General features: G+C 52.1%; 17 protein-coding genes and 1 pseudogene. 8 read left to right on the top strand and 10 right to left on the bottom strand.

The window, feature by feature from the left end; all coding sequences use genetic code 11:
• Positions 1-60: 60 nt before the first annotated feature.
• The 5 genes from D7Z26_RS10565 to D7Z26_RS10545 all read right to left on the bottom strand — a co-directional run bounded on the left by D7Z26_RS10565 (position 61) and on the right by D7Z26_RS10545 (position 7,022).
• Positions 61-1,410, bottom strand: a complete 1,350-nt coding sequence (locus tag D7Z26_RS10565; RefSeq protein ID WP_120976653.1) for a glucose-6-phosphate isomerase — start codon at positions 1,408-1,410, stop codon at positions 61-63.
• A 198-nt stretch (positions 1,411-1,608) separates the two neighbouring features.
• A complete protein-coding gene (locus tag D7Z26_RS10560) occupies positions 1,609-3,798 on the bottom strand; it encodes an alpha-galactosidase (RefSeq protein ID WP_120976650.1) in 2,190 nt (729 codons plus the stop codon).
• Between the two features lie 14 nt (positions 3,799-3,812).
• The gene (locus D7Z26_RS10555; protein ID WP_233566787.1) at positions 3,813-4,622 is read right to left on the bottom strand and encodes a carbohydrate ABC transporter permease; all 810 of its coding nucleotides are present in this window, start codon (positions 4,620-4,622) and stop codon (positions 3,813-3,815) included.
• The gene (locus tag D7Z26_RS10550; protein ID WP_120977577.1) at positions 4,619-5,539 is read right to left on the bottom strand and encodes a carbohydrate ABC transporter permease; all 921 of its coding nucleotides are present in this window, start codon (positions 5,537-5,539) and stop codon (positions 4,619-4,621) included. The genes D7Z26_RS10555 and D7Z26_RS10550 overlap by 4 nt, the downstream gene beginning before the upstream one ends.
• Before the next feature lie 151 nt (positions 5,540-5,690).
• Positions 5,691-7,022: an ABC transporter substrate-binding protein gene (locus D7Z26_RS10545; protein ID WP_158602258.1), complete on the bottom strand. Its 1,332-nt coding sequence runs from the start codon at positions 7,020-7,022 to the stop codon at positions 5,691-5,693.
• 179 nt (positions 7,023-7,201) lie between these two features.
• Between D7Z26_RS10545 and D7Z26_RS10540 the strand changes: the two genes are divergently transcribed.
• The 4 genes and pseudogenes from D7Z26_RS10540 (at position 7,202) to D7Z26_RS27740 (ending at position 11,765) form a co-directional block, all read left to right on the top strand.
• On the top strand, positions 7,202-8,941 hold the full coding sequence (locus D7Z26_RS10540; protein ID WP_158602257.1) for a sensor histidine kinase: 1,740 nt from the start codon (positions 7,202-7,204) through the stop codon (positions 8,939-8,941).
• Positions 8,938-10,437, top strand: a complete 1,500-nt coding sequence (locus D7Z26_RS10535; protein ID WP_120976644.1) for a response regulator transcription factor — start codon at positions 8,938-8,940, stop codon at positions 10,435-10,437. Before D7Z26_RS10540 ends, D7Z26_RS10535 begins: the two co-directional genes overlap by 4 nt.
• Positions 10,438-10,508: 71 nt before the next feature.
• Positions 10,509-11,390, top strand: a pseudogene (locus D7Z26_RS10530) (NAD(P)-dependent oxidoreductase); the annotation flags it as partial.
• Positions 11,373-11,765, top strand: a complete 393-nt coding sequence (locus tag D7Z26_RS27740; RefSeq protein WP_267901008.1) for a PilZ domain-containing protein — start codon at positions 11,373-11,375, stop codon at positions 11,763-11,765. The pseudogene D7Z26_RS10530 and the gene D7Z26_RS27740, both read left to right, overlap by 18 nt.
• A gap of 78 nt (positions 11,766-11,843) precedes the next feature.
• Here D7Z26_RS27740 and ppnP read toward each other — a convergent pair whose 3' ends face one another.
• From ppnP to D7Z26_RS10510, 4 genes are all read right to left on the bottom strand, one after another.
• Positions 11,844-12,158, bottom strand: coding sequence for a pyrimidine/purine nucleoside phosphorylase (gene ppnP, locus D7Z26_RS10525; protein ID WP_120976640.1), 315 nt, complete (start codon positions 12,156-12,158; stop codon positions 11,844-11,846).
• A gap of 33 nt (positions 12,159-12,191) precedes the next feature.
• Positions 12,192-14,204: a transketolase gene (tkt, locus tag D7Z26_RS10520; RefSeq protein ID WP_120976638.1), complete on the bottom strand. Its 2,013-nt coding sequence runs from the start codon at positions 14,202-14,204 to the stop codon at positions 12,192-12,194.
• A gap of 121 nt (positions 14,205-14,325) precedes the next feature.
• Entirely contained in the window at positions 14,326-15,225 is a 900-nt protein-coding gene (purU, locus tag D7Z26_RS10515) for a formyltetrahydrofolate deformylase (RefSeq protein WP_120976636.1), read from the bottom strand.
• A 43-nt stretch (positions 15,226-15,268) separates the two neighbouring features.
• Entirely contained in the window at positions 15,269-16,399 is a 1,131-nt protein-coding gene (locus D7Z26_RS10510; RefSeq protein ID WP_120976634.1) for a deoxyribonuclease IV, read from the bottom strand.
• A 138-nt stretch (positions 16,400-16,537) separates the two neighbouring features.
• Here D7Z26_RS10510 and D7Z26_RS10505 point away from each other — a divergent pair, with 138 nt between their 5' ends.
• The 4 genes from D7Z26_RS10505 (at position 16,538) to D7Z26_RS10490 (ending at position 19,056) form a co-directional block, all read left to right on the top strand.
• Positions 16,538-16,972, top strand: a complete 435-nt coding sequence (locus D7Z26_RS10505) for a DUF2621 family protein (RefSeq protein ID WP_120976632.1) — start codon at positions 16,538-16,540, stop codon at positions 16,970-16,972.
• Positions 16,973-17,063: 91 nt separating this feature from the next.
• Positions 17,064-17,480: a hypothetical protein gene (locus D7Z26_RS10500; RefSeq protein WP_120976630.1), complete on the top strand. Its 417-nt coding sequence runs from the start codon at positions 17,064-17,066 to the stop codon at positions 17,478-17,480.
• Between the two features lie 23 nt (positions 17,481-17,503).
• A complete protein-coding gene (locus D7Z26_RS10495; RefSeq protein ID WP_120976628.1) occupies positions 17,504-18,412 on the top strand; it encodes a TIGR01777 family oxidoreductase in 909 nt (302 codons plus the stop codon).
• Positions 18,413-18,522: 110 nt separating this feature from the next.
• Positions 18,523-19,056 carry a type 1 glutamine amidotransferase domain-containing protein gene (locus tag D7Z26_RS10490; protein ID WP_120976626.1) on the top strand — a complete coding sequence of 178 codons (534 nt, stop codon included), beginning with the start codon at positions 18,523-18,525 and terminating at the stop codon, positions 19,054-19,056.
• A gap of 78 nt (positions 19,057-19,134) precedes the next feature.
• Here the strand turns inward: D7Z26_RS10490 and D7Z26_RS10485 are convergent, their stop codons facing one another.
• The gene (locus tag D7Z26_RS10485; protein WP_120976624.1) at positions 19,135-20,688 is read right to left on the bottom strand and encodes a DUF6382 domain-containing protein; all 1,554 of its coding nucleotides are present in this window, start codon (positions 20,686-20,688) and stop codon (positions 19,135-19,137) included.
• Positions 20,689-20,695: the final 7 nt, after the last annotated feature.

Raw genomic sequence — 20,695 nt, 5'->3', positions numbered from 1 at the left:
CATACAACGCAAAAAAACTGCCGAAAAGGATCGGCAGTTTCCAGATAACGAATTCAGTGATTACAAACGAGCTTCCAGCGCCTTCTTCTGCTCTTCGAAGCCCGGTTTGCCGAGCAGCGCGAACATGTTTTTCTTGTAAGCTTCGACGCCCGGTTGGTCGAATGGATTCACTCCGAGGAGATAGCCGCTAACGCCGCAAGCGATCTCGAAGAAATACACCATGTATCCGAACGTATAGGGACTCATATCCGGCAAGTTGACGATCAGGTTCGGTACGTTGCCGTCCGTATGCGCGAGCAACGTCCCGAGGAACGCTTTCTTATTGACGAAGTCGAGCGTCTCGCCGGCCAGGAAGTTCAAGCCGTCCAAGTCGTCTTCGTTTTTCTCGATCGTGATTTGATGCTCCACTTTACCCACCTGCAGCACCGTTTCGAAAATAATCCGATTGCCCTCTTGGATGAATTGACCCATGGAGTGCAGATCCGTGGAGAAATCGACGGAAGCCGGGTAAATCCCTTTGTAATCTTTGCCTTCGCTTTCGCCGTACAGCTGTTTCCACCACTCCGACACGAAGTGAAGTCCCGGCTCGTAGTTAACGAGAATTTCAATCGCTTTACCTTTACGGTACAGCGCGTTACGAACTGCGGCGTATTGATACGCTTGGTTCTCGCTCAAGTTCGGATTATTGTACTTCGTAGCGGCATCCTGCGCGCCCTTCATCATCGATTCGATGTCGATTCCGGCCGTTGCGATCGGCAGCAAGCCTACGGCGGTCAGCACGGAATAACGTCCGCCAACGTCGTCCGGAATAACGAACGATTCATAGCCTTCCTCCGTCGCGAGTACTTTCAACGCGCCGCGCGCTTTGTCGGTTGTCGCGTAGATCCGTTTGCGGGCTTCTTCTTTGCCGTACTTGTTCTCCAGCGCTTCGCGGAAAATACGGAATGCGATCGCCGGCTCCGTCGTCGTGCCGGATTTGGAAATGACGTTGATGGACCAATCTTTGCCTTCAAGCGCTTGAAGCAGATGAGTCACGTACGTCGAGCTTATGTTGTTGCCCGCGTAAAAAATTTGCGGAGTTTTGCGTTGTTCCTTCGACAACGTGTTGTAGAAGGAGTGTTGCAGCATTTCGATCGCCGCGCGCGCGCCGAGATACGATCCGCCGATACCGATGACGATAAGCGCCTCGGAGTCGGATTGGATTCGAGCGGCAGCCTTCTGAATGCGGGAGAATTCTTCCTTGTCGTAATCGAACGGCAGGTTAATCCAGCCCAGATAGTCGGATCCTGCGCCCGTTCCGTTATGTAATTGCTCGTGCGCCAGCTTAACCGCCGGAGCCAGGTTGTCGATCTCGTGCTGTCCGACGAACTGTAGCGCCTTGGAATAGTCGAACTGAATATTGCTGCTCATGGCCATCTCCCTTTCGCGACCTCTGCGGTCTTTACACATTAGCTATAGAATACTGAATTAAGCGGCTCGACACAAGCAACGTTCAATGAAGGTTTGATGAAGATTGCGCAAGAAGGCCGAAATACCGCCTTTGTAGGCTTCTACTTAAATGAAAGAGCCAACCGACGTATTCTCGGCTAGCTCCTTCTTTGAATGCCTTTATTTTTGGCGTAGATGCCAGGTTACGCTCCGGAAATCCCCGTGTCCCGGAGGAATACCCAAGCCCCAACTCATAAGCTGATCTCCGCCAACGGTTTGCACGGATCCTTCAACGGCATAATCGCTATCCGGATCCAAGCCTTTTAACCTTAGCCTTCCTAATTGCTCATGCGGCTCGGCCAACACCCGGTAATAGGATACATAAGCTTCGCTGCGATCTTCCGATACGATCATCCAAGCCGCGTCGTTGCCCTCGAAAGGGCTCTTCAATCTATACAATTCGCCGAATTGAATTAATCCGCGGAGCTCCTTGTATCGCTGAACCTGTCGCTTAACCTCCGCTTTCTCCTCATCCGGCATAGCGGTCAGATCCAGCTCGTATCCGAAATTGCCGGACATGGCGACATCGCCGCGCATCGTAAGCGAGGATATCCGGTGTACCTGATGGTTAGGAACGGCCGAGACGTGCGCGCCCATCGAACTGATCGGATAGATAAGGCTAGTCCCGTATTGGATTTTCAAACGACACACGGCATCGGAATTGTCGCTTGTCCAGATCTGCGGCATATAATAGAGCATCCCCGGATCGAATCTGCCCCCTCCGCCGGAGCAACCCTCGAACAGAACGTCAGGATGCTGCGATATGACGGTTTCCATGACGCGATACAAACCAAGCATATACCGATGAGCGGTCTCCGACTGACGTTCCGGAGGCAGCGTCGCCGAACCGATTTCCGTCATATGGCGGTTCATGTCCCATTTCACGTAAGAGATCGGCGCGGAGGATAGGATTCCGTTCATGCTCTCAATCAGGTACTGACATACTTCCTCCCTGGACAAGTCCAGGATAAGCTGATTACGCCCTTCCGTGCGGCGGCGCCCCACTACGTGCAGACACCAATCCGGGTGAGCCCGATACAATTCGCTATCGACCGATACCATTTCCGGTTCGAACCAAAGACCGAACCGCAACCCTAAACCGTTCACGTCCCGTGCCAAAGCATCCAATCCGCCCGGAAGTTTCCGACGGTTGACGAACCAATCGCCGAGCGAAGACTTGTCGTCGTCCCGCTTGCCGAACCAACCGTCGTCGAGCACGAACAGCTCGATCCCCAGATAGCTGGCTTCTTGCGCGATCCCCATGATTTTCTCGGCATTGAAATCGAAATACGTACCTTCCCAATTGTTCACCAGCACCGGTCTTGCGCGATCGCGGTACGTTCCTCTGCATAGTCGGGTGCGATACAATCGGTGATAAGCGCGCGACATGCCGCCCAAGCCCTTGTCCGAATAAACCAGCACCGCTTCCGGAGTTTGGAATGACTCGCCTGCCTCGAGCCGCCATTTGAATCCGAACGGATTGATTCCCATCGATACGCGCGTCGAGCGGAACTGATCCACCTCCGCATGGGCCGCGAAGTTCCCGCTGTACACCAAGCTAAATCCGTATACGTCTCCTTGGTCTTCGTCCGCGTTAGGCGCAAGCAGCGCAATGAAAGGATTTTGATGGTGCGAGCTTGCTCCCCTGCTGCTTCCCGCGACCTGAGTTCCGGACCGCAATCTGCCTCTCTCCACGTTCCGTTCCCTGGCCCATGATCCGGGCAACTGCAGCAAATCGAAATCGGAATGGCCGAAATCCACGCTCATGCTTAATGCACGCGTTATATTTAACGGCTTGGGTCCGACATTGATCAATCTTGCCGATCTTGCGATCGCGTCGTGATCCCGGAAGACGGTATAGGATAGAACGACGCGCAAGCCCGAGGCGGTATCCCGTAGTTCGAGTTCCAACGTCCGCGCCTCGTCGTCATTCTCGGTATAGGTAGAAGGAAGTCCCTCCAGTCGGGACTTGCCCGAATAGATGCGGTGCTTCTCGTAGATCAGTTCCGTTGCCGTAGTACCGTTCGCCATTTCCGCTTGGTAAGCCGGATGACGGTAATCGCCCGTACCGTAGCCGGGATATTCTTGAGGCAGCGTATCGAAGGAAAAGTGCGGATCATCCTTAAACGGCGTCGGAGAAAAGCCCGTCGGGATTAGGGAATGCTCCCTTTCCTCCCACCGATAGCTTCGGAGCTTCCGTCCCCAGTAAATATGAGTCGGATACAACCCTCTCGTTAGCTTAATCACGTAACTCGTATTCGGCGTACTTAAATGGAATAGCTTCTGATTTTCGTCGAACCGTATCTTCATTATGAAATCCTCCGTTAACCCTTTACCGCGCCGTCCGCCATTCCTTTAATGAAATACTTTTGCAGGAATAAATAAGTAAGCGTAAGCGGCATCATCCCGATCAAGCAGCCTGCCGCAACCCAGTTGATATTGCTATGGAATTGGGATATGAACATCGATAACGCGACGGGAATCGTCTGCACGTTCGGCTTCTGCAAGAAGAATACGGAAAATTGATAATCGTTCCATACTTGCACGCCAATGACGATTACGATTGTCGCTACGATCGGTTTAAGCAGCGGTAGAATGATCCGGAAGAAGATCGCATAGCGGCTGCAGCCGTCGATAAGTCCCGCTTCGTCCAGCTCCTTGGGCACGTTCCCCATAAAGCCGGTCAACAAAAAAATCGTAAGCGGCAACGAGAAGGTAACTTGAATGAGTATCGTTGCCCAATAATGATTCATTCCTCCGATGTCGACTACGAACTTATAGAGGGGAACCAAGATCGTTAATGCGGGAACGATAAGGCACGAAATGCTTAATCCGTAGACGAAGCTGTTCCACTTGGTGCGGTGCCTGGCAAGCGGATAAGCCGCGAAAGCCCCTAGCAGCACGACAAGTACGATTGTGAACACCGTAACGATCAAATTGCTCATGATGGCTTTGTCGATATGCGCCTTGTTCCATGCGTTGGCAAAGTTATCCCAATAGAACGTATCTGCCGGCTGCCATTTGCTGCTTGTATCCTTCGAAGGCTTAAAGGATAGATTGATCAGCAAATAAAACGGAATCAAATGGACAACGAGAATGAACAGCATAAATCCGCTCTGGAGCGTCCTCTTCACATGCGCACTTCCTTCCTGCGAAGGATGAACAACATGGATAAGCTTATGATGCAGATCATGACGAACATCACGTTTCCGAGCGCGGCTGCATATCCGGCATCCTGCCTAGCGAAGTATAGGTTGTACATCATCGTAGACAAGGATTGGGAAGCGTAACCCGGCCCGCCGTTCGTCATCGCGACGATGATATCGAACAGCTTCAGTCCGCCGATAATGTTCAGAACGACGTTAACCGTAATCGCCGGCGCCAACAACGGCCATGTTACGTTGCGGAATCTTCCCCACCAGCGCGCTCCGTCCATCTGCGCCGCCTCGTAATAATCTTTGGGAATGGATTGAAGACCGCCCAAGTAGATGATCATTGCAATCCCCATATACTGATAAGTATTAATCGCGGTAATAATCTTCACCGCGCGAGGGCCGTTCGCGAGCCAATCTAACGGTTCTTTGCCGAACAGCTTCATAATATCGTTAAGCGCACCGCCGTCATATTGAAAGAAGAAATAAAAAATATAACCCATAATGAGCGGACTAATAATGACGGGTAAGTAGACTACCGTCCTCATCAGCCCTTTGCCCCTGATTTTCTGATCCAAGAACAACGCGTACGCGAGTCCGAGCAAATTTTGGAGAACCGTGCTTCCGAGTCCGTAGATCAACGTATTCTTCATCGTGGTCTTGATCTTCTTATCGTGCAACATCAAAGTATACTTCTTTACTCCCGCCCATGTGGAATGCTGCGAATAGCCATCCCAGTTCGTAAACGAGATTTGAACCCCTTTGGCTAGCGGGTAGAGAATAAATATTCCGAAGAGGATAAGCGCGGGTACATACATCAAGTTCAACGAAGTCGCGGATTGAAAAAACCTGCGAAATAAATTGCTTTTCGTTCTCGCTCCTTGCGGAGTGGCTGGCATCGGTCGTGAAGACTGCATCATTCTCTACCTCCTGTCTAAGCTATCGTCACGTTGCTCGAAGCCAATTTGTCCGTTAAGGCAGGATAGCCCGCGGCAAGCTGGCTGCCGTCGGGCTATCTTGGCCTTCACTAGCTTTGCTGAAATTCGATTGTTATTGGGCAGCGCGCAGACGATCGAATTCTTGCTTCATGTTCTCGGAGAACTCGCTGACCGTTATTCCTCCGGCAAGCAGATCTTGACCGTTCTTGCACATAACGTCCCACATGCCGTTCGGCAAATAAACGCGGTCATAGTAAGGGAATACAGGAGTGCTCGCGTATTGTTGGAAGTCGGCCGTCAGATCGCCGGCATTGATTTCTACGCCCTTCAGTCCTGGCGGAAGCGCATTAGCGGTAGCCACCTTCGCGACGTTCTCCGGTTTAGCGAAGTAAGCCACGAACTTCTTGGCCGCTTCTTGGTTCGGAGAATCTTTCCACACGCCCCAAGTCGTTTTCTCGCCGCCGGCGAAAGTCGGCTTATCGCCTGCTTCTACGGACGGAATCGGCATCAAGCCGCCTTTAACGTTCGGATTCGTTTTCTTCGCTTCTTCGATCAGGAATGGACCATAGAAGCCGAAAGCGACTTTTCCTTCTGCGAATGCTTTCGCGGAATCGTCGTATTTAGAAGTCAGTACGTCTTTGTTCAAGTAACCTTTTTTCTGCAGATCCAAGAACATTTGCGGCAACTTATCGAATTGCTTCCAATCGAACGTGCCGTCGAGATATTGACTAGCGAAGTTCGTCTGCGGGCTGATGAACGACGGAGTCGCCATGAAATCGAAGAACTGACCGACCGGCCAGGAATCCGCGCCGCCGATATGGATCGGAATGACTTGGCCGTTGCTCTTCGTCTTGATGATTTCCGCAGCGGCAAGAAGTTCGTCCCATGTCGTCGGAACTTTAACGCCGTATTTATCCAAAACTTCTTTGTTATAGACCGGTCCGGATTTATCCTGATCGATCGGAAGAGCGTATACTTTGCCCGAATCGTCGGTAACGACCGGTTTGATAGAATCGTCGATCTGAGGAACCCAAGCCTCGTCTCTCAAGTCTGCCAAGTATTCGCCGTAACGAACTTTAGCCCATCCGTGAGTGGAAAATACGTCCGGCAACGCGTTGGAGGCCATTTTCACTTTCATGATGTTCTCGTAGTCCGCTCCGGGAGCGCTGAAATCGACTTTGATATTCGGATTTTCTTCATGGAACTGCTTGGCGATATCTTCGAGCACCGTTGCAGGTTCTCCGACGATATTCGTCATCACCGTGAGAGTAACTTCTTTCTGGTCGGCCGCGCTTGGCGAAGCCGATTCGGAAGCACTAGCCGATGAAGAAGCCGTCGCGCTTGGCGAAGCGTTGTTCTCTTTGTTGTTGGAACCGCATGCCGACAGCGTCCAGGCGGTCAGCAGCAGAATGGATAGCATCAGCAACCCTTTTGACCTTTTCATGTACATCCCCCTAATGAATGATGTGAGGCTCTTGCCTACAGACCTAATCATAGATTTTTTGGTTACGCTTTATAATGATGCAATTCTACGATGAAAGCGCTCTTTTCTACACTTCCTTCCGATGGCATTGACCCTGGTAGGCCAGGAGGCTATCTTATTAATAAGAAAGGAAGATGGGGATGAAGCTCTTTCAGACTTTGCGATTTAAGCTAACGGTGCTTTACCTGGTATTCATCGTGTCTCCGTTCGTCATATCCGCGTTCGCGCTTCCGTACTATATCCAAGGGTTGCTGTCCAGGGAGACGCATCAATTAACAAGTGGCACGTTAAACGCGCTCTCTCGGAATATCGAAACGTATTTGGACGATTTGGACCGCTTGTCCACTTCCCCGTACCTCAGCGATGACGTGATGTCCGCTTTGAAATTGAAAGCGAACGATCGTTATGAAACGGCTAACGCTTATACGAGACTTAAGACGGACCGTGCGCTAACCGGAACTTTGCCGAATTATCTGATCAACACGCGACCCGATATTTTAAACACGATCATCATTCCCAAGACCGGTCCGGCTTACTTGACGAGCAAAGGGAATCGTACCAAATTGGTGGAGGATTTCCGCTTTCAAGACGAATCTTGGTATAAAGAAGCGCTCCAAAACGACGGCAAAGTCGCCTTTATCAGTTCTCATTCGCAGGACTATTTGGTCAATCCTCAAGCCTCGCAAGTCTTTTCGGTTGCTCGCTTAATTAAGGATCCCGATACGCGTAAGCCTGTAGCCGTCATCCTTGCGGACGCGGACAGAAAGATATTGGAGAAGATCGCTAAGGATACGGCCTTTAACGTGTCGTCGACGATCGTCATATTGGATCAAAATCAACGAGTGCTCTATTCCAATCATTCTTTACCGTCGGAGCTTCAAGCCCATTTATCCGATTTTAAAAACAAGGATAGTTATGAAAGCGCCTTCTATACGGGGATATCGCAGAAAGTCAGTCCCGCCGATTGGAGAATCGTCGTGTTCCTCTCCAACGAAGAATTGAAATCCAAAACGCGCTGGATCTATATTATCGCCTTCCTGTTGTCTGCCGCCGCGCTGTTCGTAACTTTGGGCGTTTTCCTCTATTTCAACCGATGGATCGTCAAGCCGTTCAATAAAATGAACCTGATCATGAACAAAGTCAAGAAAGGCGATATGTCCGACCGATTCGTTACGCGAGGTCAGGATGAAATCGCGCAGCTGGGCTTCTCACTCAATAACATGGTTTCGCGATTGGACGAACTCATCAACGAGGAGTATCGGACGAAGCTGGCGCAGAAAAACGCCGAATACCGAGCACTTCAATCGCAGATCCAGCCGCATTTTTTATACAATACGTTAAATGGTTTTATCGGACTCAATCGCGAAGGACAAACCAAGCAATTGGAAAATGCAATCCTGTCCTTAAGCGCGATGATGCGATATAGTCTCGAAGATAACCAGCAATCGACGATCGAAAAGGAATTCCAATTCATCGAAAAGTATTGCCTGCTGCAAAAGGTCCGTTTCGAGGAAAAGCTGACTTTTCGAATTCATTATGACGATAGCGTGTCTAAGATCCCGATTCCTAAGCTGCTCATTCAACCTTTGGTCGAGAATGCGATCATACACGGCGCGGAACCGGATGATAAAGCGAATACCATTACGCTAACCGCGAGCATGACCGATCAAGAGAACATCCGCTACGTGGATATTACCGTAACGGACGACGGTATCGGTTTTGACGCGGAAGCCCTCCGAGGGACTGCTCACGTCGGTCTCTCTAACGTGATGACGCGACTTCAGATGAATTATCCGGATGCTTCCTTTACCGTGAAAAGCCGGGTCGGTGACGGCACTACGATTAACATAAGAATACTGCTAGGAGGAGTGAGCTTATGAACGTATTACTCGCAGATGATGAAAGACTCGTTCGCTCCAGCTTAAGAAGCATGCTTGAAGAATTAAACGTACCGATTCGAATAGTCGGTGAAGCGCAGAACGGAGAGCAAATGCTAGAGATGGTGCGCGCCCACTCGCCCGATCTTATCTTCGTTGATATCCGAATGCCTAAGCTGGACGGCCTAGAAGCGATTCGCCGGGGCAAGCTAATCACTCCTGACGCAAGTTGGGTCATTCTGACCGGTTTCTCCGAGTTCAAATACGCCCAAGACGCGCTCCGTCTGGGAGCAAGCAATTATCTGCTTAAACCGGCGGAACCGGAAGAATTGGAGAAATGCGTTCTCAAAGCAATGAAAGAGCAACATAAAACCTCCGATTATTTGAATTACGAATTCGAGCACTGGATGTCGGCCCAGCTTCGTTCATCGGGCTCGGAAAACGGGATTGTAGACGACGGGGCTTATAAAGGCTATAAATTCGCCAGCTTGACGCTAATCCCCCATGTTTCCGAATCCAAATCCGAATGGACGGAAAGCTTGCAAAAACTCGCCTATGAAATTCAAGAATCGATTTCTAAACAGACTGGATTCAAGGATTCCCGGAGCGGCATAGCGAGCTTGAGAGGGGATGCCTTGACCTGCTTCTGGGCATTCCCTTTGTCGGATAGCCGCGACGAGGAACGACTGACCGCGATCCTCGAACGCCAGACCGTTTCGATCTTAAGCCGCTTCGGGGAACTTCCCGTTCATCTACTGCAAACGGGACTTTGCAACGACTCTGCAACGCTTCTTCGGGAAATGGACGAGTTACGCGCACTTTCTCCTCTTCGCGTATTTTTTCCGTTCCGTTCTTCCTGCATTAGGATCGAAGACTTACGACGGCAGTCCGTCTCCCCGCATGCTCGAGACGTCGCGGATCAACTTATCCAATTGTCCGAACTGTACCATCGGAAAGACTACGTCGGTTATTTGCAGAAGATCGCGTCTTTGAAGAAAATAAAGTCTTCCGCTCTATTCGAGGATCGGAATTGCTTCAAACACGCCTGTCGTTTTATCGCGGCATCCATCGGCTCGGAAGAACAAGAGGCTCTATCTGCCGACCATTGGTATCACGCATTGCAGCGTCACGGGGATGCGATGCTCTCCGCGCCGGACGGGGCGGGTCCTCCGGAAAGAACGGATATCGTCCAACGCGTCATGGACTATGTCGACAAACATTATATGGACGAGATTGCGATCGGATCTCTGGCCGGCGAGCTTAACGTAACTCCGAACTATTTAAGCACGCTGTTCCATAAAAGGAATGGCGTTACTTTTGTCAAATACTTAACGAATACCCGAATGCTCAAAGCCAAAGAATTACTCGTCATGAAGCCCGATCTGAAGGTGCAGGAAGTAGCCCAAGCCGTTGGATATTTCAGCTCCCGACATTTCACCAAACTATTTTTAGAACATTTTAAATGTTATCCTTCCGATATTCGCGAAAGAAACGGATAATAGAAAGTATCGGTACGAATCGCGGTTATTCTTAACGAGACTGCTAATGCGACAAACAAGGAGACGATAGGATGAAATCAATCGGATTTATTGGACTTGGTACGATGGGCGAGCCGATGGCCGCGAACCTGCTTCGCAAAGGATACCCGGTTACCGTGTTTAACCGTACGCCAGGGAAGGAAGGGCAATTGGTCGAGTTGGGCGCAGACGTCGTCCTCTCGCCGCTGGAAGTCGCCAAACGCTCCGACGTCGTCATCACAATGATCAGCAACGATCAAGCGATCGAAGAAGTGTACTTCGGAACAGACGGCATACTGAAGGAGCTTAAACCCGGTACGACGATCATCGACAGCAGCACGATTTCACCAACGCTGGCGATGCGGCTAGCCTCGGAAGTCGCGGATCGCTTCTGTGATTTCATCGATGCTCCGGTAACCGGCAGCAAACCCGCGGCGATCGACGGCACGTTGCTCTTCATGGCCGGAGGGGACAAGCAGACGATCTTGGACCATCAGGACATCCTTCTCTCCATGGGCAAAGAAGTCATCTACATGGGCGAGAACGGAAGCGGCGCGAACGCCAAGCTCGCCCATAACACGATCGTCGGGATTAACGCCGCGGGATTGATCGAGGGCATGGCCATCGCAGCCAAGAGCGGAATCGACGTTTCCTCGTTCCTTCGCGTCGTTCAATCCGGAGGAGCAGCCAGCAAACAAGCCGATCTCAAAGGCCGAAAAATCATCGACCGCGATTTCAGCGTTCAATTCTCGCTCTCGCTCATGCTTAAGGATCTTCGTCTCTCCTCCGTTCTCACGGATTCGCTCGGAGTCTCGACGCCGATGCTCGAAGCCGCCAAGAGCTTGTTCCAGCTCGGACAATCCGCCGGCTACGGCGAGTCCGATCTCTCGGCGTTGGCTCACATCTACGAGAATTGGATCGGCAAGAAAATCGGCGAGCCGGTCGCCTCTTCGACGGCGGACAATAAAAACGCCGAACGCAGGAAAAAAGCGCGGCTGCCGCTAGATATTCCGCTGATGATGTCCATCTATCAATGGGAAGGCGACGGAGGCTTCAGCGGCCAATCGGTTAACGGCTACTTGCGTGATCTATCGGAAGACGGCATTCAGATCGAATCGGAAACTCCTCTCGAGAAGGATATGTTCATCGTCATCCACTTCCTTCAAGAGTCCGAGCTTCCGCCGATGACCGGCCGGATCATACGCATCGAACGCAAGAACGGCATGTTCAAGTATGGCTGCATGCTAACCGCGTTACCGTTATACCAACGTCTGCAACTGCAGGAATATATCGCGAGCAAATCGCAGTAACGAATCGTTCATCGCTTAAAGAAGCTAAAAAGGCAGGTCCCCGATCGGGGACCTGCCTTTTGGGCATTTCAAGTAGGTTTAGTCGAGATACGAGCAAATATAGTCCGTAACCGTCTTGACCTTAAGCTTGAAGCTGGAGTTAGCGGGAACTTCGAATTTCGTCGGCTCGGAAATCTCGAGCCATTCGTCGTTGCCCGGCAGCAGAACGGAAAGCTCTCCCGCTTGGATGTCCATGATTTCCTTAACGCCTGTACCGAATTCGTATTCGCCCGGCAGCATGATGCCGAGGGTAACCTTGGTGCCGTCTTCGAACAACACCGCGCGGCTTGTTACTTTGCCTTCGAAATAAACATTGGCTAACTTCACTACGGATACGTTATTGAATTGCGACATCGGTTTCTCCAGCTCCCCTATTAGGTGTAACGATTATACAAGCTTCTTGAATTGAGCTACGACGTTGTCGACCGTGAAGCCGTACTCCTGGATTACGCGGTCTCCAGGCGCGGAAGCGCCGAAAGTGCTGATGCCGATAACGGCGCCGTTGTCGCCGACGTAACGCTCCCAGCCGAACGGATGAGCCATCTCGATCGCGAGACGCGCTTTGATCGACTTCGGCAATACGCTTTCCTTGTAAGCAGCGTCTTGCTTCTCGAATAGATCGAAGCTCGGCAAGCTTACGACGCGAACGTGAACGCCCTGCTCGGCCAATGCTTTCTGGGAAGCGACTGCGAGTTGTACCTCGGAGCCCGTTGCGATAAGAATCCCTTGCGGTTGGCCGTTAGCTGCTTCGGACACGACGTAACCGCCTTTGGAGATCGTATTGCGAGCATCGGAAGTACCTTCGAGAATCGGCAAGTTCTGGCGCGTAAGCACCAAAGCTACCGGGTTGTGTTTGTTCTGCAATGCATAAGCCCAAGCCGCAGAGGTTTCGTTGCCGTCGGCAGGACGAATGACCGTCAGGTTAGGGATAATGCGGATAGACGCGAGTTGTTCGATCGGTTCATGAGTCGGGCCGTCTTCGCCGACCGCGATGCTATCGTGAGTCAGGACGTACACGACCGGAAGGCCCATGATCGCGGCCAGACGAACGGCAGGGCGAAGGTAATCGGTAAATACGAAGAACGTGCCTCCGAATACTTTCAAGCCTCCGTGCAGCATAATTCCGTTCATAGCCGCGGCCATTCCGAATTCGCGAACCCCGAAGTAAATGTTGCGACCCTCGTAGTTGCCCGGCTTAAATACGGATAAGCCTTTCAGATGCGTCATCGTGGAGCTTTCCAAGTCGGCGGATCCGCCAACGAGGAACGGTACGTTCTTGGCCAAGCCGTTTAATGCGTTACCGGAAGCAACGCGAGTCGAGAGAGGCTTATCGGATGTGGAATAAGCGGGAAGATCCGCATCCCATCCGCTTGGCAAATCGCCGGATAGCGCGCCTTCGAATTGAGCCGCAAGCTCCGGGTGAGCGGCTTTGTATTTCGCGAATTGCTCTTCCCATGCCGAGTACGCTTGCTCTCCGGCTTTCTTCACTTCGGCGAAATGAGCGCGCACTTCTTCCGGCACGAAAAATTCCTCGTGATCCCACTCGTAGAAGCTTTTAGTCAGCTTCGTTTCGTCCGCTCCGAGCGGGGAACCGTGCGGACCGGCGTGGCCGCCTTTGCCGCCTTTGTTCGGAGAGCCGTAGCCGATAACCGTCTTGACTTCGATCAGCGTCGGTTTGTTGCTTTCCGCTTGAGCCGCTTCGATCGCTTTCGCCAATGCTTCGAGGTCGTTGCCGTCCTCGACGCGCAGATATTGCCAGCCGTAACCTTCGAAACGTTTGCTTACGCTCTCGGAGAAGGAGAGGCTAAGCTCGCCGTCGAGCGAAATATCGTTGGAATCGTACAGAACGACGAGTTTCCCGAGACCCATATGGCCGGCCATCGAAGCCGCTTCATGAGAAATCCCTTCCATCAGATCGCCGTCTCCGCAGATGGAGTAAGTATAGTGGTTAATTACGTTGAAGCCGTCGCGATTGTAAGTAGAAGCCAATTGAACTTCGGCCAGAGCCATACCTACGGCCATCGCGATACCTTGGCCGAGCGGTCCCGTCGTAGCGTCTACGCCGGCCGTATGTCCGAACTCCGGATGACCCGGCGTCAAGGAGCCCCATTGACGGAAGTTTTTCAATTCTTCAAGCGGCAAATCGTATCCGCTCAGGTGCAATAAGGAGTACAACAGCATGGAACCGTGTCCCGCCGACAGCACGAAGCGGTCGCGGTCGATCCATTGCGGTTGGGAAGGATTGTGCTTCATCGTTTTCGCGAACAGTTGGTAGCCCATCGGGGCTGCGCCCATCGGCATGCCGGGATGCCCGGACTTGGCTTTCTCGATAGCATCGATGGAAAGCGTGCGGACGGTTGTCACCGATAATTGGTCGATTGCTTTAGTGCTGACAGTCATTAAAAAGTACCCTCCTTGAGTCTATTCACGTACGATTCGGAATCTTAGACCGACGATCGTACAGTTCTAACACATTTTCGGTAATCTGTACATTGTAACACGGTGATAATGGGATTTCCATTTACACGAAAGCCACGGTTTTATTCTGATACACGAGCAATCGGTCTTCCACATGCCATTTCACTGCGCGCGCGAGTACGATTCTCTCGATATGGCGGCCCATCCGCTTCAGCTCGTTGACGTTGTCGCTGTGGCTGACGCGCTGAACGTCTTGCTCGATAATCGGTCCGCCGTCCAATTCCTCCGTCACGTAGTGAGCCGTTGCTCCGATCAGCTTAACTCCGCGATTGTACGCTTGCTGGTAGGGCTTTCCTCCGACGAATGCCGGCAAGAAGGAATGATGGATATTAATAATGCGATTATGATATTGTTCGATGAATTTCGGAGATACGATCTGCATGTACCGCGCCAGCACGATCAGATCGATTTTGCCCGCCGTCAGTTCTTTTTGCTTCTGTTCGGCTTCGGCTTTCGTATCCGCTGTAACCGGAATATGATGATAAGGAATGCCGAAGGACTCGACCAACGACCTCATATCGTCGTGATTGCTGATAACCATGCTGATCTCCGCATCCAGATCGCCGGCTTGCCACTGCCACAGTAATTCGAGCAGGCAATGATCTTCCTTCGAGACGAAGATCGCGATTCTTTTGCGCCGCGCCGCGCGGAAAATGCTCCATCTCATCGAGAAGCGGTCCGCGATTCGATTGAAATCCTCTTGCAAGGATGGCAAACGCACCTCCAGCTCCTGCAGATCGAATTCGATCCGCATGAAGAACATGCCGCCTTCCGGATCCATCGTATATTGGTCCGATTGCACGATATTCGCGCCCTGCTCGTACAGGAATTGCGACACCGCCGCCACGATCCCCGCCTTGTCGGGGCAGGAAATCAGCATGCGCGCGCGAATGCTCTTATCGTCCGAGCGCTTGTTTTCTTGCGGCTGATAACTGTGACTCATGATTGTTCCTCTTCCTCTCTATGCTCGTCTTACCCTTTTGTTCTTATAAGTCGGACAACCAGTCCGGACCTGCCAGGAAACCAAGCAACCTTTGATTGATGGCTTCCTCGCTGTATTCGCCGGATAGCACCCGATTTTCGATCAGCATGTCGTAGAGGCGTTCCATCGGTTCCCTTGGATCCGCCTTTCTAGCTTTCGCATCCGATTTGAGCAACTCCCAAGTGTTCAATACGTAAAGACGGGAGTCGATCCCGATTTTATCGAAATAATGGTGCAGTCGTTCCACGTCCACTAAGAACTCGCCGCCGAACCGCTCTTCCGTGTCCCCGCGCAGCATCGCGATTTCCGCTTCGTACATCGGACGTTCGTTCTTTTCCTCTTTCCCGATCCATGGCGTCTCCAGGATAAAAGGCTTGTCCTTCAGCAATTCATGTCCGACTACCCCTGCAATGCCTTGGTAACCGATCCACCCGGAACCGATCGGAGCATGACGGTCTTTGGCCGCGCCTAGCGGATTTTTGCTATCGTTGACGTGAACGACCGCGATCCGGTCAAGACCGACGATCTCGTCGAACTTGCGGAGGACGCCGTCGATATCGCCGACGATATCGTAACCGGCATCGTGGATATGGCAAGTGTCCATGCAAACCGTTAGACGGTGATTCAATTGCACCCGCTCGATAATCTTCGCCAATTCCTCGAAGCTGCGGCCGATTTCGGTTCCTTTGCCGGCCATCGTCTCCAGCGCGATATTGACGTCGGTTTCCTTCGTTCCCTCGAGCACCTCGTTCAAGCCTTCGGCGATTCGGGCGATACCGTATTCCGCGTCCTTGTCCGTATAAGCGCCCGGATGGAGGACGATGTTCTTCACGCCGATCTTGTGTGTACGGCGAATTTCTTCCTGCAGGAATTCCACGGCGAGCCGATAAGTATCTTCCTTATAAGAACCCAAATTAACGATATACGGCGCATGCACGACGATCTCGTCGATCCCGTTCGCGACCATGACCTCTTTGCCTTGAGGAATGTACAAATCCTCGATCGGTTTCCTCCGCGTATTTTGCGGCGCTCCCGTGTAAATCATGAACGTACCGGATCCGTAAGTGATTGCTTCGTTTGCCGCCGTTAGCAATCCTTTGTCGGAAAAAGAAACGTGCGATCCAATTTTCAACATGTCATTTTGCTCCTTTCGCGTTCCGATCCGTACCCCGAAATTCCATTAGGGGCTTGTTCTCGCAATTATTCCACTATTGTATCGCGAACGTCGAAATAAATCTAGAAATGCGATATAATTTCACTTGAGGTGATAGCTATGAAATCAGCGCCGGATTGGTTTATGTATTTCATCGGGTTTTGGACGATCGTGCTTATTTTAGCGATGTCCGTCGGCGGATTTTTCATGTTCCGCAAATTCTTGAAGGTGCTTCCGCAGAGAGACGGGAAGTCGAAGCTCGATTGGCAGAATTACTGGGTTGAACGCAGCCGCGATCTCTGGACGGACGAGTCCAAAGACATGCTACATAAGCTCGTGTCCCCCGTTCCCGGCCCGTTTCGGGATATCGCAAGCCATTCCATCGCGGCCAAAATCGGTCAACTTGCTGTAGAGAGCGGCGCCAATGAGGTCACGAACGACCACTGCATCGAAGGGTATATTAGGGCGACTCCGCCTCGCGACCACCGTAGCCTAAAGGATTTCCTGGAGAAAAATAATATCGATTATACCGCGTACAACCACTTGCTGAAGTAGGCTTCGAACTCCCGCTTTCCGCGAAGCCCGCAAGAAAAACGAAACCTTTGCCGGTTTTTCTCGTCTAACCTCGTAGGAGGTGTAAGTCCATATGAAGAAAAACAACAAAACGGCGATGGTGATGAGCGCAGCCGTGCTTACCCTGGTTCTCATGGGAACGGCCTGCAGCAACAATAACAACGCGACGACCTCGTCTCCATCCGCAAGCCCTAGCGTGACTGCCAGTCCGCAGTCTAGCCAAGATCCGGCTACGGAGAACGCAAGCCCGTCCGCGTCCCCGGAGATTCAATCCGGCACCGGCAAATACACGGGCCTTCAGGACAACCATACGATCGAGATTACGACCGACCAGGGGCCGACCGCTTATCAAGTCAGCCCGGAGATCGCGGACAAAGTTGACCCTTGGGGTATGGATACGCCGGTTAAATTCGAATACACAACCGAACATACGGATGCAAACGGCGAGAAGTTCGATCAGTTGACGATCGTCTCGATCGATAAGCAATAAGCGATGATGTGAGGAGGGGCGCAATGCGCCTATTATTGTGCGGAGGAACGGGTTTCATCGGAAAAGCTTTAACGTTGGCGTTATTGTCCCGAGGCGACGAAGTGTGGATCGTGACGAGGAAGAAGCCTTTAAAGCCCCCGTTCGATCCCGCCCTCCCCCATCCTCAATACGTAACCTGGGCGGAGTGGCTGAGCAACCCGATCTTGCTGGGCGAGTTCGACGGTATTATCAATCTTACCGGAGAATCGATCAACCAAAGATGGACAGCGAAAGCGAAAGAGCGAATCCAATCGTCGAGGACGAAGGCTGCGGATTCGATCGCCGAAGCCGTTCGGGCCATGGACAAACCGCCCGGAGTCGTTATTAACGCTTCCGGAATTTCCCTTTACGGACATTCCGGCGAACGGATTTTCGACGAGAATTCGCCGGCTCGGCCGGCAGATTTCCTTGGCGAAACGGTCGTCAAATGGGAAGCCGCGGCGGACCGAATTCCGGTCGGCCGACTGGTAAAGCTGCGGATCGGTCTCGTCTGCGCCCGCGAAGACGGCGCGTTCCCTCTCATCGCCCTACCTTATAAAATGTTCATGGGTGGACGAATCGGCAATGGGAAGCAAGGCCTTCCATGGATACATCTGCAAGACATGGTCGCGCTCATTCTCTTCTGCCTAGACACTCCGTCGATCAGCGGCCCGGTCAATTCCGTCGCGCCCGAACCGGTATCCAACGACGAGTTCGGACGAATGCTCGGTCGGGTCATGAAACGCCCGCACTGGTTTCCCGTTCCCTCGTTTCTACTTAGAACGGCGCTCGGAGAGATGAGTACGCTCGTAGTAACCGGACAGAAAGCCATGCCGCTAAAGTTGATCGAACATGGATTCCGATTTGCGTTCCCGAAGCTTGAAGAAGCTCTTATAGACGTATCGTCAAAGTGACCCGCTTGCGGGTCGCTTTTTTCGTTCCCCCGATAACTTGCGACGCGACACTGGGATTAGCTCTCCTTTGATTGGGGTACTTTAGGATTAAAGGAAGGGATGTGTTAACAATGAAGCAGATGACCAAAAAAGTAGCTTTCTTGCTGGCCGACGAGTTCGAGGATTCCGAAATGAGCCAGCCGTTCGATGCTTTGATCGAGAACGGAACGGAAGGCGTAATTATAAGCAAAGAAAAAGAAGCCGAGCTTAAAGGCAAGAACGGTACCGTGTCTTACGTTTCGCATCTTGCGGCAAGGGATGCCCAAGCTGGGGATTATGAAGCAGTCGTAATTCCGGGCGGGAAATCTCCTTCTCATTTACGCGACGACGAGAGCGTCCTTCGCTTTGTTAAGGAAGCGGAAAAACTGGGAATTCCGATTGCGGCCATCTGCCACGGCCCGCAGGTTCTCGCTTCCGCAGGACTGTTACAGGGCAAGACATTAACTTCATTCCCCGGCATATCGGAGGAGATGATCCAAGCCGGCGGAACGTTCGTCGACCGTGAAGTCGTCGAGGACGGCAACCTGATAACCTCTCGCAAGCCGGAAGACGAGCCGGCCTTCATTGACGCTATTATTCGGAAAATCGGCGTCAGCGCTTATTAAACCCTCGTTTGCCAGCCAACTCTAAGATGACGTCACGGTCGGACCGCGGCGTTATCTTAGAGTTGGTTTCCCCAAGCTTCACCCGTCCGAGCGTTGAAACCGATACTCCGAAACAGCCAACGTCAAGCAATCTCCCGTCTGCAGCGCATAAAGCTCGTAAGGAGCCATCGGTTTATCGTTCAGTCTGCTTCCGTTGCGCGAACCGAGATCCTTTACTTTCCATTGATCGGATACGCGGATGAGCTCCACGTGCGCTCGAGATATTCCGGTCGACTCGTCGACATGCTGCGCGACATCCGCGGATCTTCCGATGACGAGCGATTGACCGCTTAAGGGGATCCGACTGTTCGGATGCATCTTATTCATGAGCACATATTGAACATCCGCTCTCGATTCGCGATCGCGATTTAGTAAAGCCGTCTCATGGCTCGAACCGGATACCCAAGTCGTCTCTCCCGGCAACGCTCCTTTCGCCGCCTCCTCCGCTTGTTGGAACAGCGGGGGTTGGACCGCTTCCATTCTCGGGATGCTCGGAAATCTTGGCCCTTGCACCGGAAGCGGTCCTTCATTCCAACTAGGATCGTCCCGCATGTTCGTCAGCTTCGCTTCCGGGCGTCCACTATGTCTGCTTGGGACTCCGTTCCATAACCAAGCGACGGTAGCACCGATGCCAAGAGTCAAACAGAGACATAACATTAAGAGGAGTCCGCCGGGACGTTCCAAGTATAAGAACCTCCAGCTAACCGCAGAGGCAAATACCGAAATACATACAATCACGATGCGCCACCTTGAAATATCCAGCGGTTTATTGAGCTCTTCGTCAACCGTAGCTGCTGATAGTTGATCTTCGACCCCCCTCCACGAATAATCCGGCGCTTCCCCCCACATTTCGGAGACGGGACGTAAATCGCCGGAATCCGGATGGAATAAATTCCAGGGCCGGTTTTTTCTGATCTCCTGGGATTCGGCATCGGTTTCCGGAATACGCCTAATATCTTGAAGTGACGCCGAAAGCGGCACTTTCGATAATTCCGAGTCATTCGAGGATACCGCTTCCCTGCCCGAAGAAGTGCCGGATAAGTATTGTCTCGCGTACCTGCTCAAGCTGATCGGTATAAAGCCAGGACTGGCAACAAGCCTCAGTACGGCTTGCATCGTCAGACCTTCGGGCTCCTTGACCTTCATCATCCATCGAATGATGAGCCGCTCCAAGTCATCCGCCCGGCGGAGAGTCGGCATATCGACCGGCAAATAGGTGAACTTCAAGTCGTTCCATCCTTCTCCGACGAAAATGAATTCATCCTGCAGCCTGATCCGATCGGCGTCCAGCAAATATAGTCTGCATTCCTCCAGCGCTTCACCTAGTCTGCATAATGCTCCCATCATCTCGGACATCGACCAATCCGCAGTTCTCGTCGCTTCGGAAAGCATTCGCGTCCCGGACAATGCATAGCGCAAGGATACCCGGCCGTCGACCTCCTCGATATCGAGCGGAAGTAGACACGGTATCTCGCATCGCTTCATCATCTGAAGCTGGGTTTCATTCAGATCCTCCCTTGTTAGCGAAGGCTCCCGCTCTACGATCATAAAATGTCCGCGCCTCTGTTCGAACCTAACCGCCAAAGTTTCCATGCTTTAT

Source organism: Cohnella endophytica (assembly GCF_003628305.1).
Taxonomy (GTDB): domain Bacteria; phylum Bacillota; class Bacilli; order Paenibacillales; family Paenibacillaceae; genus Cohnella; species Cohnella endophytica.
The sequence above is the reverse complement of the archived record's forward strand: the minus strand, read 5'-3'. Positions and strand labels throughout refer to the sequence as shown.